This is a genomic window from Pseudomonas syringae, assembly GCF_002157375.1.
Classification (GTDB): Bacteria; Pseudomonadota; Gammaproteobacteria; order Pseudomonadales; family Pseudomonadaceae; genus Aquipseudomonas; species Aquipseudomonas syringae_T.
The window spans coordinates 25,440-45,306 of record NZ_MTSA01000021.1; the positions used below are offsets into that span (position 1 = coordinate 25,440).

16 protein-coding genes are annotated in these 19,867 nt (G+C 58.8%); 7 read left to right on the forward strand and 9 right to left on the reverse strand.

Annotation, left to right across the window (positions count from 1 at the left end; genetic code table 11):
* Positions 1-7: 7 nt before the first annotated feature.
* The 3 genes from BW686_RS22615 (at position 8) to BW686_RS22625 (ending at position 3,125) form a co-directional block, all read left to right on the forward strand.
* Positions 8-1,831, forward strand: coding sequence for a sensor domain-containing phosphodiesterase (locus BW686_RS22615; protein WP_084919681.1), 1,824 nt, complete (start codon positions 8-10; stop codon positions 1,829-1,831).
* Between the two features lie 91 nt (positions 1,832-1,922).
* Positions 1,923-2,708, forward strand: coding sequence for a sulfite exporter TauE/SafE family protein (locus BW686_RS22620; RefSeq protein ID WP_084919682.1), 786 nt, complete (start codon positions 1,923-1,925; stop codon positions 2,706-2,708).
* A gap of 216 nt (positions 2,709-2,924) precedes the next feature.
* Entirely contained in the window at positions 2,925-3,125 is a 201-nt protein-coding gene (locus tag BW686_RS22625; protein ID WP_084919683.1) for a hypothetical protein, read from the forward strand.
* Between the two features lie 256 nt (positions 3,126-3,381).
* Here the strand turns inward: BW686_RS22625 and BW686_RS22630 are convergent, their stop codons facing one another.
* The 9 genes from BW686_RS22630 to BW686_RS22675 all read right to left on the reverse strand — a co-directional run bounded on the left by BW686_RS22630 (position 3,382) and on the right by BW686_RS22675 (position 13,367).
* Positions 3,382-3,576, reverse strand: coding sequence for a hypothetical protein (locus tag BW686_RS22630; RefSeq protein WP_084919684.1), 195 nt, complete (start codon positions 3,574-3,576; stop codon positions 3,382-3,384).
* A 189-nt stretch (positions 3,577-3,765) separates the two neighbouring features.
* Complete coding sequence (locus BW686_RS22635) at positions 3,766-4,005, reverse strand: PLDc N-terminal domain-containing protein (protein WP_084919685.1); 240 nt, start codon at positions 4,003-4,005, stop codon at positions 3,766-3,768.
* 209 nt (positions 4,006-4,214) lie between these two features.
* Positions 4,215-5,768 carry a galactarate dehydratase gene (gene garD / locus BW686_RS22640; protein WP_084919686.1) on the reverse strand — a complete coding sequence of 518 codons (1,554 nt, stop codon included), beginning with the start codon at positions 5,766-5,768 and terminating at the stop codon, positions 4,215-4,217.
* A gap of 10 nt (positions 5,769-5,778) precedes the next feature.
* On the reverse strand, positions 5,779-7,164 hold the full coding sequence (locus BW686_RS22645) for an MFS transporter (RefSeq protein ID WP_084919687.1): 1,386 nt from the start codon (positions 7,162-7,164) through the stop codon (positions 5,779-5,781).
* A gap of 165 nt (positions 7,165-7,329) precedes the next feature.
* Positions 7,330-8,241 carry a 5-dehydro-4-deoxyglucarate dehydratase gene (kdgD, locus tag BW686_RS22650; protein ID WP_084919688.1) on the reverse strand — a complete coding sequence of 304 codons (912 nt, stop codon included), beginning with the start codon at positions 8,239-8,241 and terminating at the stop codon, positions 7,330-7,332.
* Positions 8,242-8,875: 634 nt separating this feature from the next.
* Positions 8,876-9,625: a FadR/GntR family transcriptional regulator gene (locus BW686_RS22655; protein WP_007243745.1), complete on the reverse strand. Its 750-nt coding sequence runs from the start codon at positions 9,623-9,625 to the stop codon at positions 8,876-8,878.
* Between the two features lie 99 nt (positions 9,626-9,724).
* Positions 9,725-11,458: an ABC transporter ATP-binding protein/permease gene (locus BW686_RS22660; protein ID WP_084919689.1), complete on the reverse strand. Its 1,734-nt coding sequence runs from the start codon at positions 11,456-11,458 to the stop codon at positions 9,725-9,727.
* Between the two features lie 89 nt (positions 11,459-11,547).
* Complete coding sequence (locus BW686_RS22670) at positions 11,548-12,111, reverse strand: response regulator transcription factor (protein ID WP_003395104.1); 564 nt, start codon at positions 12,109-12,111, stop codon at positions 11,548-11,550.
* Positions 12,108-13,367, reverse strand: a complete 1,260-nt coding sequence (locus BW686_RS22675; RefSeq protein ID WP_084919690.1) for an ATP-binding protein — start codon at positions 13,365-13,367, stop codon at positions 12,108-12,110. The genes BW686_RS22670 and BW686_RS22675 overlap by 4 nt, the downstream gene beginning before the upstream one ends.
* Before the next feature lie 208 nt (positions 13,368-13,575).
* On the opposite strand from BW686_RS22675, the gene BW686_RS22680 reads away from it, so the two are divergent.
* The 4 genes from BW686_RS22680 (at position 13,576) to BW686_RS22695 (ending at position 19,655) form a co-directional block, all read left to right on the forward strand.
* On the forward strand, positions 13,576-14,289 hold the full coding sequence (locus tag BW686_RS22680) for an SIMPL domain-containing protein (RefSeq protein ID WP_084919691.1): 714 nt from the start codon (positions 13,576-13,578) through the stop codon (positions 14,287-14,289).
* A gap of 197 nt (positions 14,290-14,486) precedes the next feature.
* Positions 14,487-16,046, forward strand: coding sequence for an HET-C-related protein (locus BW686_RS22685; protein ID WP_084919692.1), 1,560 nt, complete (start codon positions 14,487-14,489; stop codon positions 16,044-16,046).
* 94 nt (positions 16,047-16,140) lie between these two features.
* Positions 16,141-17,748, forward strand: coding sequence for an ABC transporter substrate-binding protein (locus BW686_RS22690; RefSeq protein ID WP_084919693.1), 1,608 nt, complete (start codon positions 16,141-16,143; stop codon positions 17,746-17,748).
* 257 nt (positions 17,749-18,005) lie between these two features.
* Positions 18,006-19,655: an ABC transporter substrate-binding protein gene (locus BW686_RS22695; RefSeq protein WP_084919694.1), complete on the forward strand. Its 1,650-nt coding sequence runs from the start codon at positions 18,006-18,008 to the stop codon at positions 19,653-19,655.
* The last annotated feature ends 212 nt before the right edge of the window (positions 19,656-19,867 follow it).

Below are 19,867 nucleotides of genomic sequence, written 5' to 3' on the forward strand. Positions count from 1 at the left end.
GAATCTTATGAACGCCAGTGCCCCTATCCCGCTTAATGAAACGCAACGCTTGTTGCGCATCAGGGAGCTGTGCGTACTCGAAGACACGTCAGACGACGTCCTCGACGAGATCGTGGAGATGACCGCCGAATTTTTCCAGTCCCCTATCGCACTGATCTCCATTGTTGACGAGAATCGTCAGTGGTTTCGTGCCAGAGTCGGCCTGAAAGCGCGAGAAACGCCGCGCAATGTTTCGTTCTGCGCGTACACGATTCTCTCCGACGCCCTGTTTGAAATTCCCGATGCAACGCTGGATGAGCGGTTCATGAACAACGGGCTGGTCACCGGCCACCCCGATATCCGTTATTACGCCGGTGCTCCGCTGATCACCGACGACGGCATTGCGCTGGGCAGCCTGTGCGTGATCGATACCCAGCCACGCGAGCCGATGAGTGAGCATCAGACACAGATGCTCAAGCGCTTTGCTTCGCTGGTCATGAAGCGCATCGTCAACCTGCGACTCAGTTGCTTCATCGATCAGCCTACCGGGCTGTATAACCGCTCTCGCCTTCAGGAAGACATTCATCAGGCCGTGGCGTCGCATATCGACTACCAGTTGATTGCGGTGGACATGATCACCTCCGCGTTCCTGAATGACATTGTCAAAGCACTGGGCTACAGCTTCTCCCAAGACCTGGTGACGGCGATCAAGAGTCGCCTGGAAAGTCTGCTGCCGGCGAGCTGTTCGCTGTACAAGGTCAGCCCGACCCGCTTCGGTTTCCTGTTGCCGGGCGACCAGGTGCCTGATTACCTGCTTCGCATCATTCTTGAAGATTTCGAGACACCTGTGGAGTGCCGGGGTATTCCGGTTCAGATGCAAGTAGGCCTGGGCGTCGTGACGCTGAATCGTGACCTGACCGAAGAACAGGACTGGATGCGCATGGTCATCAGCGCCGCCGATGACGCGCGTGACCGCGACCTTGGCTGGGCGATGTACGAGCCGCATTTCGATGCCGCCCAGCAACGTGCCTTCAAATTGCTCAGCTCATTGACCACCGCCGTGCATGCTGACGATCAATTGCGTCTGGTTTATCAGCCGCGTATTGATCTGGCGTCCGGTCTCTGCACCTCGGTAGAAGCCTTGCTGCGCTGGAATCACCCGACGCTCGGCCCCATCGGGCCTGCCGAGTTCGTGCCGCTGGCCGAGAAGACAGCCCTGATGCGCCCGCTGAGCCTGTGGGTGCTGAAGAGTGCAATCGAGCAGGCCTCACAATGGCAGCAGCAGGGATTCGATTTCCGCATTGCGATCAACGTCAGCCCTGAAGACCTTGCAGGCCCTGCGTTCACCGACCGGATGATTCGCCTGCTGAGCCAACACAAGATCGACCCTACCCGCTTCGAACTGGAATTCACCGAAGGCGCACTGATGCACAACCCGGCGGAAGTGCGACATCAGCTGGAACGCATGCGTCAGATGGGCATGGACGTTGCTATCGATGACTTCGGCACCGGCTACAGCAACTGGAGCTACCTGCGCCAGTTGCCCGCTACCACGGTCAAGCTCGACCAGTCGCTGATCCGTAACCTGGCGTCCGACAAGACCGATCAGCGCCTGGTCAAAGCGTTGATCGGTCTGGCCAAGAAGCTGGGCTATTGCGTGGTGGCCGAAGGCATCGAAACGGATGACATTCGCCGTCTGGTCAAGCAATGGGGCTGCGACGAAGGCCAGGGCTATCTGATTGCCAAACCCATGGAAGCCGACGCGCTGGTGGACTGGCTCGGCCCCACCCGACGCTTGCAGAGCGTTGCCGAAGCCGCTGAAGCCGCCGTCATCCGAGACAAACGGTTATAACCTTAGACCACATCTTCATAACCGCTTCAGGCATAAGCCGTTATGCTGCCCGCCACTTTTTACCTGATGCGTTTGCTTGACAGGGTTGGATATGGAAGCGGGTGGTCTGGGGTTTGTAATTGCGGGGCTGGTGGTCGGTTTTATCGTGGGCATGACCGGGGTCGGCGGCGGCTCGCTGATGACGCCCATCCTGTTGTGGTTCGGCATCAACCCGGCCACGGCGGTCGGCACAGACCTGCTGTACGCGGCGATCACCAAATCCGGTGGCGTGCTGGTTCACCGCAAAAATGACAACATCGACTGGAAAGTCACGGGCCTGCTGACAATGGGCAGCGTCCCTGCCGTTCTCCTGACCCTGTGGTTTCTGAGTACCCTGCATGCGGCCCCTGAAGCCTTGAACGCGATCATCAAGCAGGCGTTGGGCTTCGTGCTGCTGCTCACTGCCATGGCGGTTCTGTTCAAGAAAAAACTGCTGGCATTCGCCCACGGGCGCGGCGATGGGCACTCGTTTTTCAGTGGCACGAGCCTGACGGTCCTGACCGTCATCACGGGCCTCATCCTGGGCACTATGGTCGCGCTGACCTCTATCGGTGCCGGCGCGCTGGGCACCGTGGCGCTGTTTATCCTTTACCCGCTGCTGCCGACCCGGCGTCTGGTGGGCACTGAAATCGCGCACGCTGTGCCCCTCACTCTGGTTGCAGGTCTGGGCCACGCGAGCATGGGCAACATGAACTGGGAGCTGCTGGGCTGGCTGCTGACCGGCTCGTTGCCGGGCATTTATCTGGGCAGCCACATGGCGGGCCGTGTCTCCGACGACATCTTGCGGCCTTTCCTGGCCATCATGCTGGGCACCATCGGCTTCAAACTGGCCTTCTGACCCGCACCCCATCAGCCTGTCATATTTCTGCGTCAGGCTGCCCGCAGGCAAACAGAATCAAGACCTCCTGCGGTCGTTCTGTTGCGGGCCGCTGACATTCATCGGGAAGTGTAATTTTTTGTAGCCCGACACAGGTTTTCGGCGCAGGATTTCGTCCGTCTGCTTTCACGCCGATGACCCGGCACAGATTTACCCTCGCTAACAGGAGATGCAACAATGCTTATCCGAATTGAAGAAGGTTCATACGGGGCTGATTGGGTTGTAAAACTTGACGATTATCCGGTCAAGTGCCGGAGTTGGCAGGAAGCCAGAGAATTTGCAGATCGCATGAAATCCAGAATCGATGCGCCGCATTCGCTGCCGAACATGGCACGTCGCGCAGCGCCCGAACGAAGTGCAAGCGCGATGGCCCGCTAAGCGGCCTTCGCAGGACATGCCTCAAACAGCGTTATCACCAGGCTGACGACGCTGTTTTACCCCGCCTCTACCCCGCCGACACGTTTTTTTCCGGATTTAAACACTTCTCGTTTCCATGACATCCGTTTCACATCCTCTTCACGTCTGGCTGGGTAAATTGAACCCACTCCTTTGATGAATCCCATTTGGCCCACCCTGTTGTGGGCCATTTTTTTGCCTGCTGAAAAGTGCCGGCATTAACCGCTTTCTGGCGTGGTTACTGGCCTTGCACACTCGTTGAGCGAGCATTGTTCACGACGGGGCTGCTCAGCACGCCCGCATTCAACTCGGCCAGACGATCATTGCCAGTGCCACTGGCAACGCTGCTGTTCCAGCTTGCCGTCACTGTCGCCATCCAACCCAGAACAACCAGTGCCACCGCCTGCAACGCCCACTTGGTAATGATAGACATGTGCTCTCTCCTTTTCGGGTCTGAATGGCGAGCATGTAAACAGCTCCCCATGTCAGAAGAATTGCAGAGATTTAAATTTTTGCCAGCCGACCGCTCATCTTTAGCGTGAAGATGTTTTCGCGGGAGAGAAATGCGCGCGTAAAAAGAGAAAAGCCCTGCTCAAGGGCAGGGCATTTCTGGAAGACGGGGTTAGTACTTTGTGCTTTGCTGTTCAGGCCGCGCAGGGGTGTCCACATGGCGCGGCCCCGCAATAACGAGTGCCAGAACGCCCAGAACAGGCACGGCAACCACGACGATGATCCACATCAGCTTGTTGCTGGACTCAGTCTTGCTTTTGCGAATGCGCATGACCGCCCAAATGTCCGAAATCACGACCAAAGCAGTCAGCGCTGCAAACAGCCATAGATGATTTTCCGATATCCAACCCATTTGAAATCTCCTGCACGTTCCACGAAGGCAGCCAGACCGGCCACCCTTATTGTAGAAGAGGCCTGACAGTGCCTTAAAGTTCAGAGAATGTTCGAATCGGGCCTGATCCAGAACAGCTTGCCCACAATGGGCATCGGGACGATCAGCGTTTTTGCAAACGCCGCTCGTTCCTCGCCCAGCGTGGAGATGCCTTCCGTGACGCCGCGCTGTCAGGTAATCGGGGCCGGGTTGAACAGGGTGATGTCGTTGTGCAGCCGGTAGTGTTCGGTCCAGGTTTTTTTCTTGCCGCTGGCCACGTCCAGGTAGAAGTGAAACAGCTCCCAGCCCAGATCCTCGATGCTCGCGCGCCCGGTCGCGATACGGCCGGCGTCGATGTCGATCAGGTCAGGCCAACGCTGAGCCAGCTCGGTGCGGGTCGAAACCTTCACCACCGGAGCCATCGCCAGCCCGTAGGGAGTGCCGCGCCCGGTGGTGAACACGTGCAGGTTCATCCCGGCAGCCAGTTGCAGCGTGCCACAGACAAAGTCACTGGCGGGCGTGGCGCAGAAGATCAGCCCCTTGCCGTTGACTCGCTCGCCAGGGCCAAGCACGCCATTGATGGCGCTGCTGCCGGACTTGACGATGGACCCTAGCGACTTCTCGACAATGTTCGACAAACCGCCCTTCTTGTTGCCCGGTGTGGTGTTGGCGCTGCGATCCGCCTCACCTTTGGCCAGGTAACGGTCGTACCAGTCCATTTCCCGTACCAGCGCCTGTGCGACGTCCTGATCCTGAGCGCGGGACGTCAGCAAGTAAATGGCGTCGCGCACTTCGGTCACTTCGGAAAACATCACCGTGGCACCGGCCCGCAACAACAGGTCCGAAGCATAGCCCAGCGCCGGATTGGCGGTGATGCCGGAAAACGCATCGCTGCCGCCACACTGCATGCCGAGGATCAACTCGGAGGCCGGAACCGTTTCGCGACGACGCACGTCCAGTTTCTTCAAGCGAGTCTCGGCCAGTTCCATGATCTGCTCGATCATTTCATTGAAACCGTGACTGGAATCCTGAAGCCGATATAACCACGGCTCGCTGAGGTCCACCGAGCTGTCGTCCTCGTGCATCACCTGCCCGGCCTGCAATTTCTCGCAACCCAGACCGATCACCAGCGCCTCGCCTCCCAGGTTCGGGTTACGCGCCAGATTGCGCACGGTGCGGATCGGGATGTAGGCATCCGTGGCGGTGATGGCCACGCCGCAGCCGTAGCTGTGGGTCAGTGCCACCACGTCATCGACATTCGGGTACTTGGGCAACAGTTCGTCACGGATGCGCTTGACCGCATGGTCCAGCACGCCGGTCACGCATTGCACGGTGGTGGTGATGCCCAGAATGTTCCGGGTGCCCACCGTGCCGTCGGCGTTGCGATAGCCCTCGAAGGTGTAACCCTCCAGCGGCGCCTGTTTCTCTGGCACGGCATCGGACATCGGCAGGCTGTCGAGCGCAGGCGCAGACGGCATGCGCAACTGGTCTTCCCTGACCCAACTGCCACGCGGTATCGGCTGCAGAGCGTAACCAATGGTGTGGCCGTAACGAATAATGGCCTCGCCCACCGCCAGGTCAACCGTGCTGACCTTGTGGCTCTGTGGCACGTTATCGACCGTCACCAGCCCGTTATCGAATTCGGTTCCGGCCGGCACGCCCTGATCGTTGACCACGACCACAACGTTATCCAGCGGGTGCAGCCGGATGTAGCGCGGAGAATCGGCATGTTGAATCAGGTTCATCACGGTTTCCTCAGGATTTTGCTTCGGAAAGGTCGCTGACCGAGTCGTTCAGCAATGGCCCCTTGGCAGGCGGCTCTTTCAATTCCACACGCTTGATTTCGCCCACGATGAAAATGTAACTGATCACTGCCAGCAGCGCGTTGGCGCCCACGAACACCAGCGCCCATTTGAACGAGCCGGTGCTGCTGATGATGTAACCAATCACGATCGGGGTGGTGATCGATGCAATGTTACCGAAGGTGTTGAACAGGCCGCCGCTCAAACCGGCAATCTGCTTGGGCGAAACATCAGACATGACAGCCCAGCCCAGTGCTCCCACGCCCTTGCCGAAGAAAGCCAAGGCCATGAAACCTACGACCACCCATTCAACGTCGACATAGTTGCAGGTCACGATAGAGGTCGACAGCAACAGACCGCCGATGATGGGTGCCTTGCGGGCGAAGGTCAGCGAATGGCCCTTGCGCAGCAGGTAGTCGGAAATGATCCCGCCCAACACGCCGCCGATGAAGCCGCAGATAGCCGGCAGAGACGCGATGATGCCCGCTTTGAGGATCGTCATACCGCGTTCCTGAACCAGGTACACCGGGAACCAGGTCAGGAAGAAGTAGGTGATGCCGTTGATGCAGTACTGGCTCAGGTAGATGCCCAGCATCATGCGGTTGGTCAGCAACTGGCGAATGTAATCCCACTTCGGCCCGCTGCTGGCTGCCTTTTCCTTGCCTTTGCCTTTGTCCTGATCCAGATCGACCAGCGCACCGTTGCTGGAGATGTGCTCGAACTCGGCCTCGTTGATCATCGGGTGATTGCGCGGGCCGTAGATGACCTTCATCCAGATCATCGAGAACACGATACCGACGGCCCCCATGACCACGAATACATGCTGCCAGCCGTACGTGTAGACGATCCAGCCCATCAGCGGAGCGAACAGCACAGTGGCGAAGTACTGCGCCGAGTTGAAGATCGCCGAGGCAGTGCCGCGTTCGGCAGTCGGGAACCAGGCCGCCACAATGCGAGCGTTGCCCGGGAAGGAAGGCGCTTCGGCCAGCCCCACGAGAAAACGCAGCATGAACAGTGCAACGATGGCCGTGGAAATGCCGAACTCACCGACATAGCCTTGCAGCAGGGTGAACAGCGACCAGGTGAAAATGCTCATGGCATAGACTTTTTTCGACCCGAACCTGTCGAGCAGCCAGCCACCGGGAATCTGACCGGCCACGTAGGCCCAGCCAAATGCAGAGAAGATATAGCCCAGAGTGACGGCACTGATGCCGAGGTCCTTCTGGATGCTGGAACCAGCGATAGCGATGGTGGCACGGTCGGCGTAGTTGATCGTGGTGACCAGGAACAGCATCAACAGGATCAAATAGCGGACGTGCGTCGGCTTGGACTTTTGCATGGTAGAGCTCCCACTGATTATTTTTTTACGCGGGTAAAGCTGTTTTTTTGGGTGTAGCGTCACAGGCCCCTTGGCAGCGTCGCGGCGACGACACCTGCCACCTGCAATGTCATGCACTCCAACGAAAAAACCGCTGATCGCTCAGCGGTCTCGTAGCCGGTGGTGTTATTGCTTGCCTTGCTTGTCCATCAGTGCGGCGAGCATGTCGCACTCTTCCGCCGTCAGGTCGGTCAGCGGTGCGCGAACCGGGCCAGCGTCGTAGCCCGCGATTTTCGCGCCGGCCTTGACGATGCTCACGGCATAACCGGCTTTGCGGTTACGAATTTCCAGGTAAGGCAGGAAGAAATCGTCGATGTACTTGCCGACAGCCTCGTGATCGTCACGGGCAATAGCGTGGTAGAAGTCCATCGCCAGTTTCGGCACGAAGTTGAATACGGCCGACGAGTAGACCGGCACGCCCAGCGCCTTGTAGGCCGCGGCGTAGACTTCAGCGGTCGGCAGGCCGCCCAGGTACGAGAAACGATCCCCAAGGCGGCGACGGATCGAAACCATCAGCTCGATATCACCCAGGCCATCCTTGTAACCAATCAGGTTCGGGCAGCGCTCAGCCAGTTTTTCCAGCAGCGTCGGCGTCAGGCGGCAGACATTGCGGTTGTAGACGACCACACCGATCTTGACCGACTTGCAGACGGCTTCAACGTGGGCGGCAACGCCGTCCTGGCTGGCTTCGGTCAGGTAGTGCGGCAGCAACAACAGGCCTTTGGCGCCCAGGCGTTCGGCTTCCTGAGCGTACTCGATGGCCTGACGGGTCGCACCGCCTACACCGGCGAGAATCGGCACGCTGGTGGCGCAGGTATCGACGGCAGTCTTGATGACTTCGGAATATTCGCTGGCTGCCAGGGAGAAGAACTCACCTGTACCGCCGGCAGCGAACAGAGCGCTTGCACCGTAAGGGGCCAGCCACTCGAGACGTTTGATGTAGCCAGCGCGATGGAAATCACCTTGGGCATTGAAATCGGTCACCGGGAAAGACAGCAGGCCGGAAGAGAGGATGGACTTCAGTTCTTGTGGATTCATTATTCGAACACCCTGGGGGACATAATTGTTAGAGGATCACCGGGTCATTGCCGATGTCGTAAGTCATCGTACAACTGATAATAAAATCACTCAACAGGGATTTTCGGTTTTTTCAGCGGGAAAGGACGGGGGCCGGTTTTGACGTCTGCCGTGGGGATCAGATTTGTAACGTGGAGCGGGCTTCTGCCCGGACGACCTCGGCTGCGCCTATGTGGGAGTGACCGGGACGGCAATCCGCATGGCTCATGAAGAGGCCATTACAGCCTCTGGAGATCGCTGATCTGTCAGACCGCCTTCGCGAGCAAGCTCGCTCCCACAAGGTCAGGAAGGTCAGGTGTTCTTCACGCGCGCTGCGATTCGGCTTCTTCGTGGGCGCGAGATCGCTGATCTGTCAGACCGCCTTCGCGAGCAAGCTCGCTCCCACAAGGTCAGTGTTCCTCACGCGCGCTGCGATTCGGCTTCTTCGTGAGCGCGAGATCGCTGATCTGTCAGACCGCCTTCGCGAGCAAGCTCGCTCCCACAAGGTCAGGTGTTCCTCACGCGCGCTGCGATTCGGCATCTTCGTGAGCGTGAGATCGCTGATCTGCCAGACCGCCTTCGCGAGCAAGCTCGCTCCTACAAGGTCAGGTGTTCTTCACGCGCGCTGCGATTCGGCTTCTTCGTGGGCGTGGCGCAGGCGTTCGCGGCTGTTGGTCAGGTGCAGGCGCATGGCGGCGCGGGCGGCGTCGGAGTCCTGGCGAGCAATGGCGTCGAAGATTTCCTCGTGCTCACGGCTCAGCCTGTCCATGTAATGCTGCTGATCATCATGGGCCAGCCGCGCCGAGTTCAGGCGGGTGCGCGGAATGATGCTGGTGCCCAGATGGGTCATGATGTCAGTGAAATAGCGGTTGCCGGTCGACAGCGCGATCTGCAGGTGGAACTGGAAGTCCGAGGCCACCGCGTCTGTCGCATGGGCTGCACTTTCGTTGAGCGCGTCCAGCGCAGCGCGCATCGCGGCCAGTTGCTCGTCACTACGGCGCTGAGCGGCCAGCCCCGCTGACTCGACTTCCAGGCTGATGCGCAATTCGAGAATCGCCAGCACATCGCGCAGGGTGACAATGGTCGCCGGATCGATCCGGAAGCCACTGGGGCTCGGCGTATCAAGCACAAAAGTGCCGATCCCGTGACGGGTCTCGACCAGGCCGGACGCCTGCAAGCGCGAGATCGCCTCACGCACCACGGTGCGACTGACGCCCTGCTCTTCCATGATCGCGGATTCGGTGGGCAATTTATCGCCGCGCTTGAGCTGGCCGCTGCGAATGCGCTCGGACAACTCGGTCACCAACTCCTGCGCGAGGCTGCGGTGTTTTCTACGGGCGCGGGGCGGAGCGCTTTGGTTTTCCATCCAACATCGATCTCTGGACTGCTAAACAAGGGCTAATCATAGCTCAGCGGTTGTATGATCACACCCTCAAAAAGTACCGCGTACGGGACAGAATCCCCGTCAAACCGCCCCGACAGCCCCTTGATCGACCAACTTCCCGTCCTCGACGCGCACATGCCGCGCATGAAAACGTTGCAGGCTGCTGCGATGGCCGACGCTGACCAGCGTCAGGCCGGGCAAACCTTCGATGATCGCGTGATGCATGGCGGCTTCGTCATCCTCGTCCATCGCCGAAGTGGCCTCATCCACATATAACCAGCGTGGTGCAATCAGCAATGCGCGAGCAAACGCCACCCGCTGCTGCTCGCCCGGCGACAGAAAACGTTGCCAGTGGTTGCTTTCGTCTAGTCGAGGGATCAAATGCTCAAGACGGCACTGATTCAAAACATCGGCAAAACGCTCGGCAGGATAATGATCCGCAGGCTGTGGATAACTCATTGCTTCGCGTAGCGTGCCAATAGGCAGATAAGGCCGCTGCGGCAGAAACAGCGCCGGCCCGGCGGGCAGACGGATCTGCCCTGAGCCCTTTGGCCACAAACCGCCCAGAGCCCTCAACAACGAACTTTTGCCGCTGCCCGAACGACCGCTGAGCATGACCCGCTCGCCTGCTGCAATGCGCAGACTGGCTTCACTGAACAATTGGCGACCGCCGACAATCTCCAGATTCAGGTCCTGCAATTCCAGCGCGCCTTCGGTCGCAACCCTTTCGATGGCAGGCTGTTGCGCTTCGTGGTCGGTCATTGCCTGGCGGAAACTCAACAGACGGTCACAGGTCGCGCGCCATGAGGCCAGCGTGCCGTAGGCGCTGATGAACCAGCTGAAGTTCTCCTGCACGTTGCCGAATGCCGAGTTGATCTGCATCAGGTCACCCAGTTCGATCTTGCCTGCAAAATACCGTGGTGCCGCCACAATGAACGGGAAGATCAACGCGATCTGCGAATAACCGGAAGTGAAGAAGGTCAGCCGCTTCTGCACTTTCATAGACGTCCGGAAGTTGTTCCAGATCATCTGGAAGCGCCCGCTGAGCCGCTGGTTTTCATTACGCTCGCCTTCGGACAAAGCGATGCTCTCGGCGTTTTCGCGCACCCTGACAAGCGCGAAACGCAGGTCTGCTTCAAATCGCTCTTGCTGGTTGTTCAGCGGGATCAGCCGCTTGCCGATCCAGTGTGTCAGCAAGCTGCCGACGATGGCGTAGAACATGGCGGCCCAGAACATGTAGCCGGGAATCGTGATACCAAACAGTTCGATGCTGCCCGACACGCCCCAGAGAATGACTGAAAACGACACCAGGCTGACAACGGAGCTCATCAACCCGAGCCCCAGACTGAGGGTGCTGGTGGTGAACTCGTTCAGGTCTTCGGAAAGACGCTGGTCGGGGTTGTCGGTGTAACCGCCCTGCTCGAGGTGATAGTAATTCTTGTCTGCCAACCAGCGCGCGAAATGCTGCTCTGTCAGCCAGCGGCGCCAGCGGATCGTCAGCAATTGGGTCAGGTACAGGCGATACACCGCCGCCAGAATGGCGATGGCTGCAATGCCGCTGAAATACAGGATCAGGTGGGTGAACGCCGCCAGGTCCTTGTTCTGCAGGGCGTTGTAAAAGTCTCGATACCAGCTGTTGAAGAAGACAGACACCTGCACGCTGAACAGCGACAGCGCAATGACCGAGATCAGCAACAGCCAGGCGATGGCTTTTTCTTCGCTGCGCCAATACGGCGTTATCAGCTTCCAGACGCGGCGTAAAAACGCCCCTTTTACCGTGTCGTTGACAGCAGAATATTCAGCATTGCGATTCATGTGGTTCAGGCTCGCTCTCTTTGAAAGTACGATGCCTGAGCACAATGAAGCAAAAAAACGCCTACACGATCACTATGAAAAAACCTTCATCAACGCCGTACGGGGCGCTTCTGCAACTTGCGCTGCAAGGTCCGGCGGTGCATGCCCAACGCGCGGGCGGTCGCTGAAATGTTGCCTTCGTGCTCGGTCAGCACACGCTGGATGTGTTCCCACTGCAAGCGATCCACCGACATCGGATTCTCAGGCACCAGCGTGTCGAGATTGGCGTGTTCGGACAGCAGCGCCGCCAGCACGTCGTCGGCATCGGCCGGTTTGCACAGGTAATTGCACGCGCCACGCTTGATGGCTTCGACGGCCGTGGCAATGCTCGAATAACCGGTGAGGATCACCACGCGCATGTCCGGGTCCATTTCCAGCAGTTTGGGCAGCAGCACCAGGCCGGAATCGCCATCCATTTTCAGGTCCAGCGCGGCGTATTCAGGGATGTCCTGCTGCGCCAGCGCCAGCCCTTCTTCCGCCGAGCCGGCCGTACTCACGCGAAAACCGCGACGGCTCATGGCCCTGGCCATCACACGGGTGAATGTCGCGTCGTCATCGACCAGCAACAGATGGGGCAGCTCTTCGCCTTCGACCTGGATGTCATCGTCACTCATGTTTCTTCTCCTCGCGTGTCTCGGGGCAGGCGCAGCTCGGTGAGCGTACCGCCTTCTTCATGACTGTAGAGTTTTACCGAGCCACCCGCACGGGTGACGCTGGCCTTGCTCAGAAACAGACCCAGGCCGAAACCTTTGCCCTTGGTAGTAAAGAACGGTTTGCCAATCTGCTCGGCGATGGCCAGCGGCACACCGGCGCCGTGGTCGCGAATACTGATGCAGACTTCCGTACTGTCCCAGTCCAGATTGACTTCCAGCCCGTCGGGGCAGGCATCGGCGGCGTTGTTCAGCAGATTGAGCAGCGCCTGAGTCAGGTCGGGCGGTGGCGCCAGCGTGGGCACTTCGCCTTTGCCCAGCTGATAGAAGCGGTAGCTCACTTCGGGGCGCATCAGATGCCAGCGATTGAGCGACTCGTCCAGCCAGTGTGTGGCGGTCTGAAGCTCGACGGCCATGCGCCGGTTCGCTTCGGCGGCCCGCACCAGTTGCTGAAGGGTCTGTTTGCATTGCTTGACCTGTTCCTGCAAGACCGACAGATCTTCCTGCAACGCAGGGTCGCTGTGATCCTGGCGCATTTCCTTGAGCAGCACGCTCATGGTCGCCAACGGTGTGCCCAGTTCATGGGCCGCGCCTGCTGCCTGGGTGGCAACGGCGAGCAACTGTTGATCACGCAGCCCTTCCTCACGTCGCTCGGCACGCAGTTGCTCTTGACGCCGCAACTCTTCGGCCATCTTGGCGGCAAAAAAGGTAATGACTGCCGCTGCCAGCGCGAAACTCAGCCACATGCCGTAGACCTGCATGTTTTCCCGGGCAATCGAGTCGGTTTCCAGCGGGTAGGAACGCACCATCAACAGGGTATACATGGCCAGCGCAAAGCCCGACAGAATCAGCGAATACCGCCACGGCAAGGTCGCTGCAGCAATGGTCAGCGGCACCAGATAATAAGAAACGAACGGGTTGGCCGAGCCGCCCGAGTAATACAACAGCGCACTGTGAATCAGCAGGTCCAGCGCCAGTTGCAACGCGTATTCCAACTCGGTAAGCGGCAGAGACGTGCGCAGGCGGATGACGGTCAGACCGCACAGCACCAGCGAGCAACCCAGCGTGATCGACAGCTGCAGCCACGGCAGCGGCAGAAAGTCGAACAACCACGCGAAGCCCACTGACCCCGCTTGCGCGGCCAGCACCAGAATTCGGATGAATGTCAGGCGCCACAGGTTTTGACGTGTGGCTGAAAGCATTTGAACGGGGGCGAGCATGAGCTCTCCTGATGAGTGCTCCAGGTGGATCGTTGCGAGTATAACCAAGCGAGAGGCAAAACTGGAAAAGTGCGTCAACGCACCGCACACCGTGACGCCCGCGCCTGAACGTCAGGTCATCACTGGAACCGGTGTATAAAGGCTACAGTCTCAAGGCTTTGCACCATCCGGCAACTGTCGGGTGGCCGTTTGATAACAAGGAGCTCACATGTTCAATCTCCGCCCTGCTGCCGCGCTTGTCGCACTGGCAGCCGCCCTGTCCAGCCTGCCGGCTATGGCTGAAGAAGCCCGTTACAACCAGATTTCGCTGCGTGCCGAGGTCAATCAGGAAGTCCAGCGCGACCTGATGATGGTCACGCTTTACACCGAGGCGCAGGACAGCGACCCGGCCAAACTGGCGGCGCAGATCACCGAAACCCTGAACAAGGCGCTCGGCCAGGCGCGACAGGTCAAAGACGTGAAGATTCGTCAGGGCAGCCGCAACAGCTACCCGGTCTACGACGACAAAGGGCAGAAGATCACCGGCTGGCGTGAGCGCGCCGAGCTGCGCCTGGAAAGCGCCGACTTTGCGGGGCTGTCCAAGCTGACCGGCGAGCTGCTGACAGACCTGAAAATGGGCGGCATGGACTTCTCGATTTCGCCAGCCACTCGCAAGACCAGCGAAGACGCCCTGCTCAAGGACGCGGTGACCGCTTTCAAGGCCCGTGCGCAACTGGTCACCGAAGCGCTGGGCGGCACCGGTTACAAGCTGGTCAACCTGAACCTCAACACTTCGGGCTACCCGCAGCCCTACCTGCGTGCGCCGGTCATGATGATGGCGAAATCCTCGCGTGAAGACTCGGCCCCCACGCCCGATGTCGAAGCTGGCACCAGCCAGGTCAGTGTTGCCGCTGATGGCGTGATTGAAGTCGCGATCCCTTGATGCACCAGGCGGCAGTGTCGACTGCCGCCGCTTCTCACGCGCATCTCCCCCTTCGGTCTCTTTGAGCCGGGCTTTCTCCTACGTGTCCCGGTGCGTTGCCTGATTGTCGGCGGCCGGGCTGCGCGTGAAACTTACGCCCTCATTTCACGTAGTTGCTCCAGGCAAGCCGGAGCACATCGACACCCAAGGAATCAAGGATGAATCCCCCAAACGGCGCGTCTCAACGCCATGCTGCGGCAATTGACCAGGCAGTGAATACGAACGGCGAACGGCTTCCGAAACCGGAACGATTTGAAGCCGGAGACGGAGACAAGCATAAACACACTCACGGCTCCATCGAAAAGGTTCTCGAATCTGCCGGTTTCAGGCATGACGAGATCCGGGCGATCTATTACGGCAACTGGCTGAGGGACTATTCGCAGTTACTCGACCCGAAGATCGTGCGGGCCACGACCATGCCGAAAAACTTTCCGGACCTGCTGTCCCGCGACGCCCTGACCCGCATCGTGGATGTGCTGGCCGTCAAGGAATTCACTGATCTGATGTTGATCGACCGTCCGCTTTTTGTCGTCACACCCGAGCGACTGGGCGTTTATCGTCCCAGTGAACATATCGACAATCCCAAGACCGTCAATCCCGATCCGGCCGACCCCAAAGAGCGGGATGCCGACTTTGAAGACTGGGTGCTGCCTGACGATCCGGCGTTACAGGTCGACTACGACACGTCGATGAAGCGCTACATCCAGCGTTCGGCAGACGTCATGGCTGCCGGTCTGGAGATCGCCGCAAAGGCAGGTCCCGAGTCCACTGACGGCCTCAGAAACATGGGCGCGGCGCTGCACATACTCGAAGATTTCTTTGCCCATTCGAACTTCGTCGAGCTGAGCCTGATCAAGCTCGGCTATACCGATGTGCTTCCCTGGACATCGAAAGCAGACTGCAAGCACCAGTTGCCGCTCGTCACCGGCATGTTCAGCAGCAGCGACATCATCGCCAGCCTCGCAGAGCCGCTCGGCAAGATCCTGTTTGCTACAGACGAGCAACCGTTCGAACCCATCAAGGCGGGCGAGCGCTACGAGCGCGACGAGATCATGCAGATTGTGCTCAGCGAACACCCTGACCCGCAAATGCTCGCGGCTTACGAAGCGTTCCTGGCTGCTCGCGACCAATGGGCCGAGCTGCCTTTTTCCGAACAGGTCGAAGAGTTCTCCGATTTCATCGGAACGCCAGGGCGACTGATCGGCAACGCTTTCGGTTTTACCATGCAAAGCATGACGACCTGGTTCGGCAACACCATAGACGACTTGCAAACCCTGTTTGGCGATGATCCGAACAGCAGCGGCTCCACCGACCCGACACACTCACAGCTGGCCAAGGATCATGCGGAGCATCCACTCCACGCGCTGGCGGCCCTGCTTGCCAGAAAAGCGGTGCTTCAAGTAGGCCAGTCAATGTTGGGCCAGTGGCACGGCAAGGACCAGGCTGACCATCCGGCAACCGTCGCCGCAGGATTCTTTACTCACCCGATGGACAGTGACTGGCAAGACGAAAGTGTTCAGGAATGGGCCAAGGCTAATTTCAATCGGGTCAGGCAGGCTGGCAACAGGAGCGCGCTGGAGAAGGCTCAGACCTACATACTGGACACCGTGCGCGAGGACGTGAACAGATTTAGTCAGGACAGCACCGGCTTGTTGTCCGTTTTTCTGGGCGGCGGCCCCACTGTGCTTGGCCTGCTGGGCAGCATTTTAGGCAGGTAAGCGTATTGTCCGCCCCGGCCTGGTACGGCACTATCCGTCGTCTATCTGACTGTCGATATAACGCACGGTTATTGCCGTACCACGCGAGGGATCCATGGGACATACACTTTTCAAACCGCTGCTCCTGACCACCGCGCTGCTGGCCTGCGCCCCCCTGGCACAGGCGGCCAGCACACTGGTGTATTGCTCGGAAGCCAGCCCGGCCGGGTTTGACCCCAGCCAGTACACCAGCGGCACCGACTTCGATGCCTCGGCCGAAACCGTTTTCAATCGCCTGACCCAGTTCAAGCGTGGCGGAACCGAAGTGGAGCCCGGGCTGGCGACCCGCTGGGATGTCTCGCCTGACGGGCTGACCTACACCTTCCATCTGCGCGACGGCGTGAAATTCCACACCACGGATTACTTCACGCCTACACGCACGTTCAACGCCGACGATGTGCTGTTCACATTCAATCGCCTGCTCGACGCCAATCATCCGTTCCGCAAAGCCTACCCGTCGGAGTCGCCCTACTTCACGGACATGGGTTTGAACACGACGATCAAGAGCATCGAGAAAGTCGATCCACAGACCGTCCGCTTCACCCTGAACAATATCGATGCGGCGTTCGTACAGAACCTGGCCATGAGCTTTGCCTCCATTCAGTCCGCCGAATACGCGGACAAGTTGCTCAAGGAAGGCAAGGCTGAAGAGCTGAACCAGAAACCGATCGGCACCGGACCGTTCGTGTTCAAGCGTTACCAGAAAGACTCGCAGATCCGCTACGTCGGTAACACCGACTACTGGAAACCTGAGGACGTGAAGATCGATAACCTGATCTTTGCGATCAACAGCGACGCCGCGGTACGCATGCAGAAGCTCAAGGCCGGCGAATGCCAGGTCAGCGGCTACCCACGCCCGCAAGACATCGAAGAGATGAAAAAGGACCCGAAACTCAAGGTTCTCAGCCAAGCCGGTTTCAACCTGGGGTTCGTGGCCTACAACGTCACCCACAAGCCGCTCGACCAGCTCAAGGTGCGTCAGGCGCTGGACATGGCCATCGACAAGCCGGCCATTATCAAGGCGGTCTACCAGAGTGCGGGCCAACTGGCCGAGAACGCGCTGCCGCCAGGCCAGTGGAGCTATGACCAGACGATCAAGGATGCGCCGCACGACCTGACCAAGGCGAAACAGCTGCTCAAGGAAGCAGGCGTGGCACCGGGTACCAAAATCGATCTGTGGGCCATGACGGTTCAGCGCGCCTCCAACCCCAATGCGCGTATGTCTGCGCAGATGATTCAGTCGGACTGGGAGAAGATCGGTATCAAGGCCAACATCGTCAGCTATGAATGGGGCGAGTACATAAAGCGCGCCAAGGCCGGCGAGCACGACGCGATGATCTACGGCTGGACCGGTGACAATGGCGACCCTGACAACTGGCTCGGTGTGCTTTACAGCTGCGCAGCCGTCAAAGGCAGCAACTACGCCAAATGGTGCGACCCGGCTTACGACAAGCTGGTGCAGCAGGCCAAGGTCACGACCAACCGCGATGAACGCATCAAGCTCTACCAACAGGCTCAGCACATCCTCAAGCAACAAGTGCCGATCACGCCCATCGCCAACTCCAAGGTGTTTCAGCCAATGCGCAAGGAAGTGCAGGACTTCAAGATCAGTCCGTTCGGTCTGACCCCCTTCTATGGTGTCAGCCTGCAGACAGCGAAGTAACAACATGGCCCCAACCGGGTGCATTTTTCTCACCCGGTTGCGCCTTAACGGTGCGCGAAACGCTTCAAAATACGCCGCGCAAACGATCAACTATCAAGAAAATTACACTTTCGCGACATTCCTGTACGATCGTGCCACTCTTTGTTGCTTCTTTGACGTCATTGTCTTGCTTTGGGTATGGCCCCTGCATAAGTATCGGACGGATCGGCTCACGAGGTCGTTCCCTCTAATCAAAAATGACAACAACTGAGGCAACCATGCTCAAACACGCGGTCATTCCGTTTCTGCTCGGCGCCAGCTTGCTTGCCAGCGCACCTTTCGCCCACGCAGCATCGAACCTGGTGTTCTGCTCCGAGGGCAGCCCTGCCGGTTTCGACCCAGGCCAGTACACGACTGGCACTGACTTCGACGCCGCGGCAGAGACCATTTTCAACCGCCTGAGCCAGTTTGAACGGGGCGGCACCGCCGTCGTACCGGGCCTGGCGACCAGCTGGGACATTTCACCGGATGGCCTGAGCTACACGTTCCACCTGCGCGAGGGTGTGAAATTCCACACCACGCCTTACTTCAAGCCGACCCGCGAATTCAATGCCGATGACGTGTTGTTCACGTTCAATCGCATGATTGACAAGGACATGCCTTACCGCAAAGCGTATCCGACCGAATTCCCGTACTTCACCGACATGGCGATGGACACCAACATCAAAAAGATCGAAAAACTCGACGACCACACCGTCAAGTTCGTTCTTGGCACTGTTGACGCCGCGTTCATCCAGAACATGGCCATGAGCTTCGCATCGATCCAGTCCGCAGAATATGCCGCCAAGCTGCTCAAGGAAGGCAAACCGGAGCTGATCAACCAGCAGCCGATCGGCACCGGCCCGTTCGTGTTCAAGAGCTACCAGAAAGACTCCAACATCCGTTACACAGGAAACAAGGACTACTGGAAGCCTGAAGACGTCAAGATCGACAACCTGATCTTCGCCATCACCACCGACGCTTCGGTGCGTATACAGAAGCTCAAGAAAAACGAATGCCAGGTGACTGCGTACCCGCGTCCTGCCGACCTTGCATCCATCAGGGGCGACGACCTGACCAAGGAACAGAAGGAGAAAAATCCTCTGAAAATGCCTGATCAGGCCGGCTTCAACCTGGGTTACATCGCCTATAACGTGATGGACCAGGTCAAGGGTGAAGACCACCCGAACCCGCTGGCTCAGCTGAAAGTGCGTCAGGCGCTGGACATGGCGGTCAACAAGCAGCAGATCATCGACTCGGTTTATCAGGGCGCAGGTCAATTGGCAGTCAATGCCATGCCGCCGACCCAGTGGTCTTACGACACGACCATCAAGGATGCCAAATACGATCCCGAGAAGGCTCGCCAACTGCTCAAGGAAGCCGGCATCAAGGAAGGTACCGAAATCACCCTGTGGGCCATGCCGGTTCAGCGTCCCTACAACCCCAACGCCAAGCTGATGGCCGAAATGCTCCAGGCCGACTGGAAGAAGATCGGTATCAACGCCAGGATCGTCAGCTACGAATGGGGCGAATACATCAAGCGCGCCAAGAACGGCGAAAACGGCGCCATGCTGATTGGTTGGAGCGGCGACAACGGTGACCCGGACAACTGGCTCGGCACCCTGTTCGGCTGTGACGCACTGAACGGCAACAACTTCGCCAAGTGGTGCGACAAGCCTTTCGACACGCTGATCCATCAGGCCAAGGAAACATCTGATCAGGCCAAGCGCATCGAACTGTACAAACAGGCGCAACACCTCCTGAAGGACGCAGTGCCGATGACGCCTATTGCGCACTCGACTGTCTACCAACCCATGCGCACCACCGTGCAGGACTTCAAGATCAGCCCGTTCGGCTTGAACTCCTTTTACGGTGTCAGCGTGAAGTAACAGCGGTATGACTGCGCGGCGCATGCGGCGCAGTCCACGCTTTACCTGAGCAAGAGACCTGTTGGTTAGTTGAAAAGTGTCGTTATCGGCACTTTTCAGCTATCACTAAGATATTTCCTACGCACTTTGCTGCCTGCGAGCCTATATACCGCGTGCCTCTGACGGCCTACCGTCCTGAGTCAGCGGCAGCTGGCAGGAAGCCAGCCGCTTCG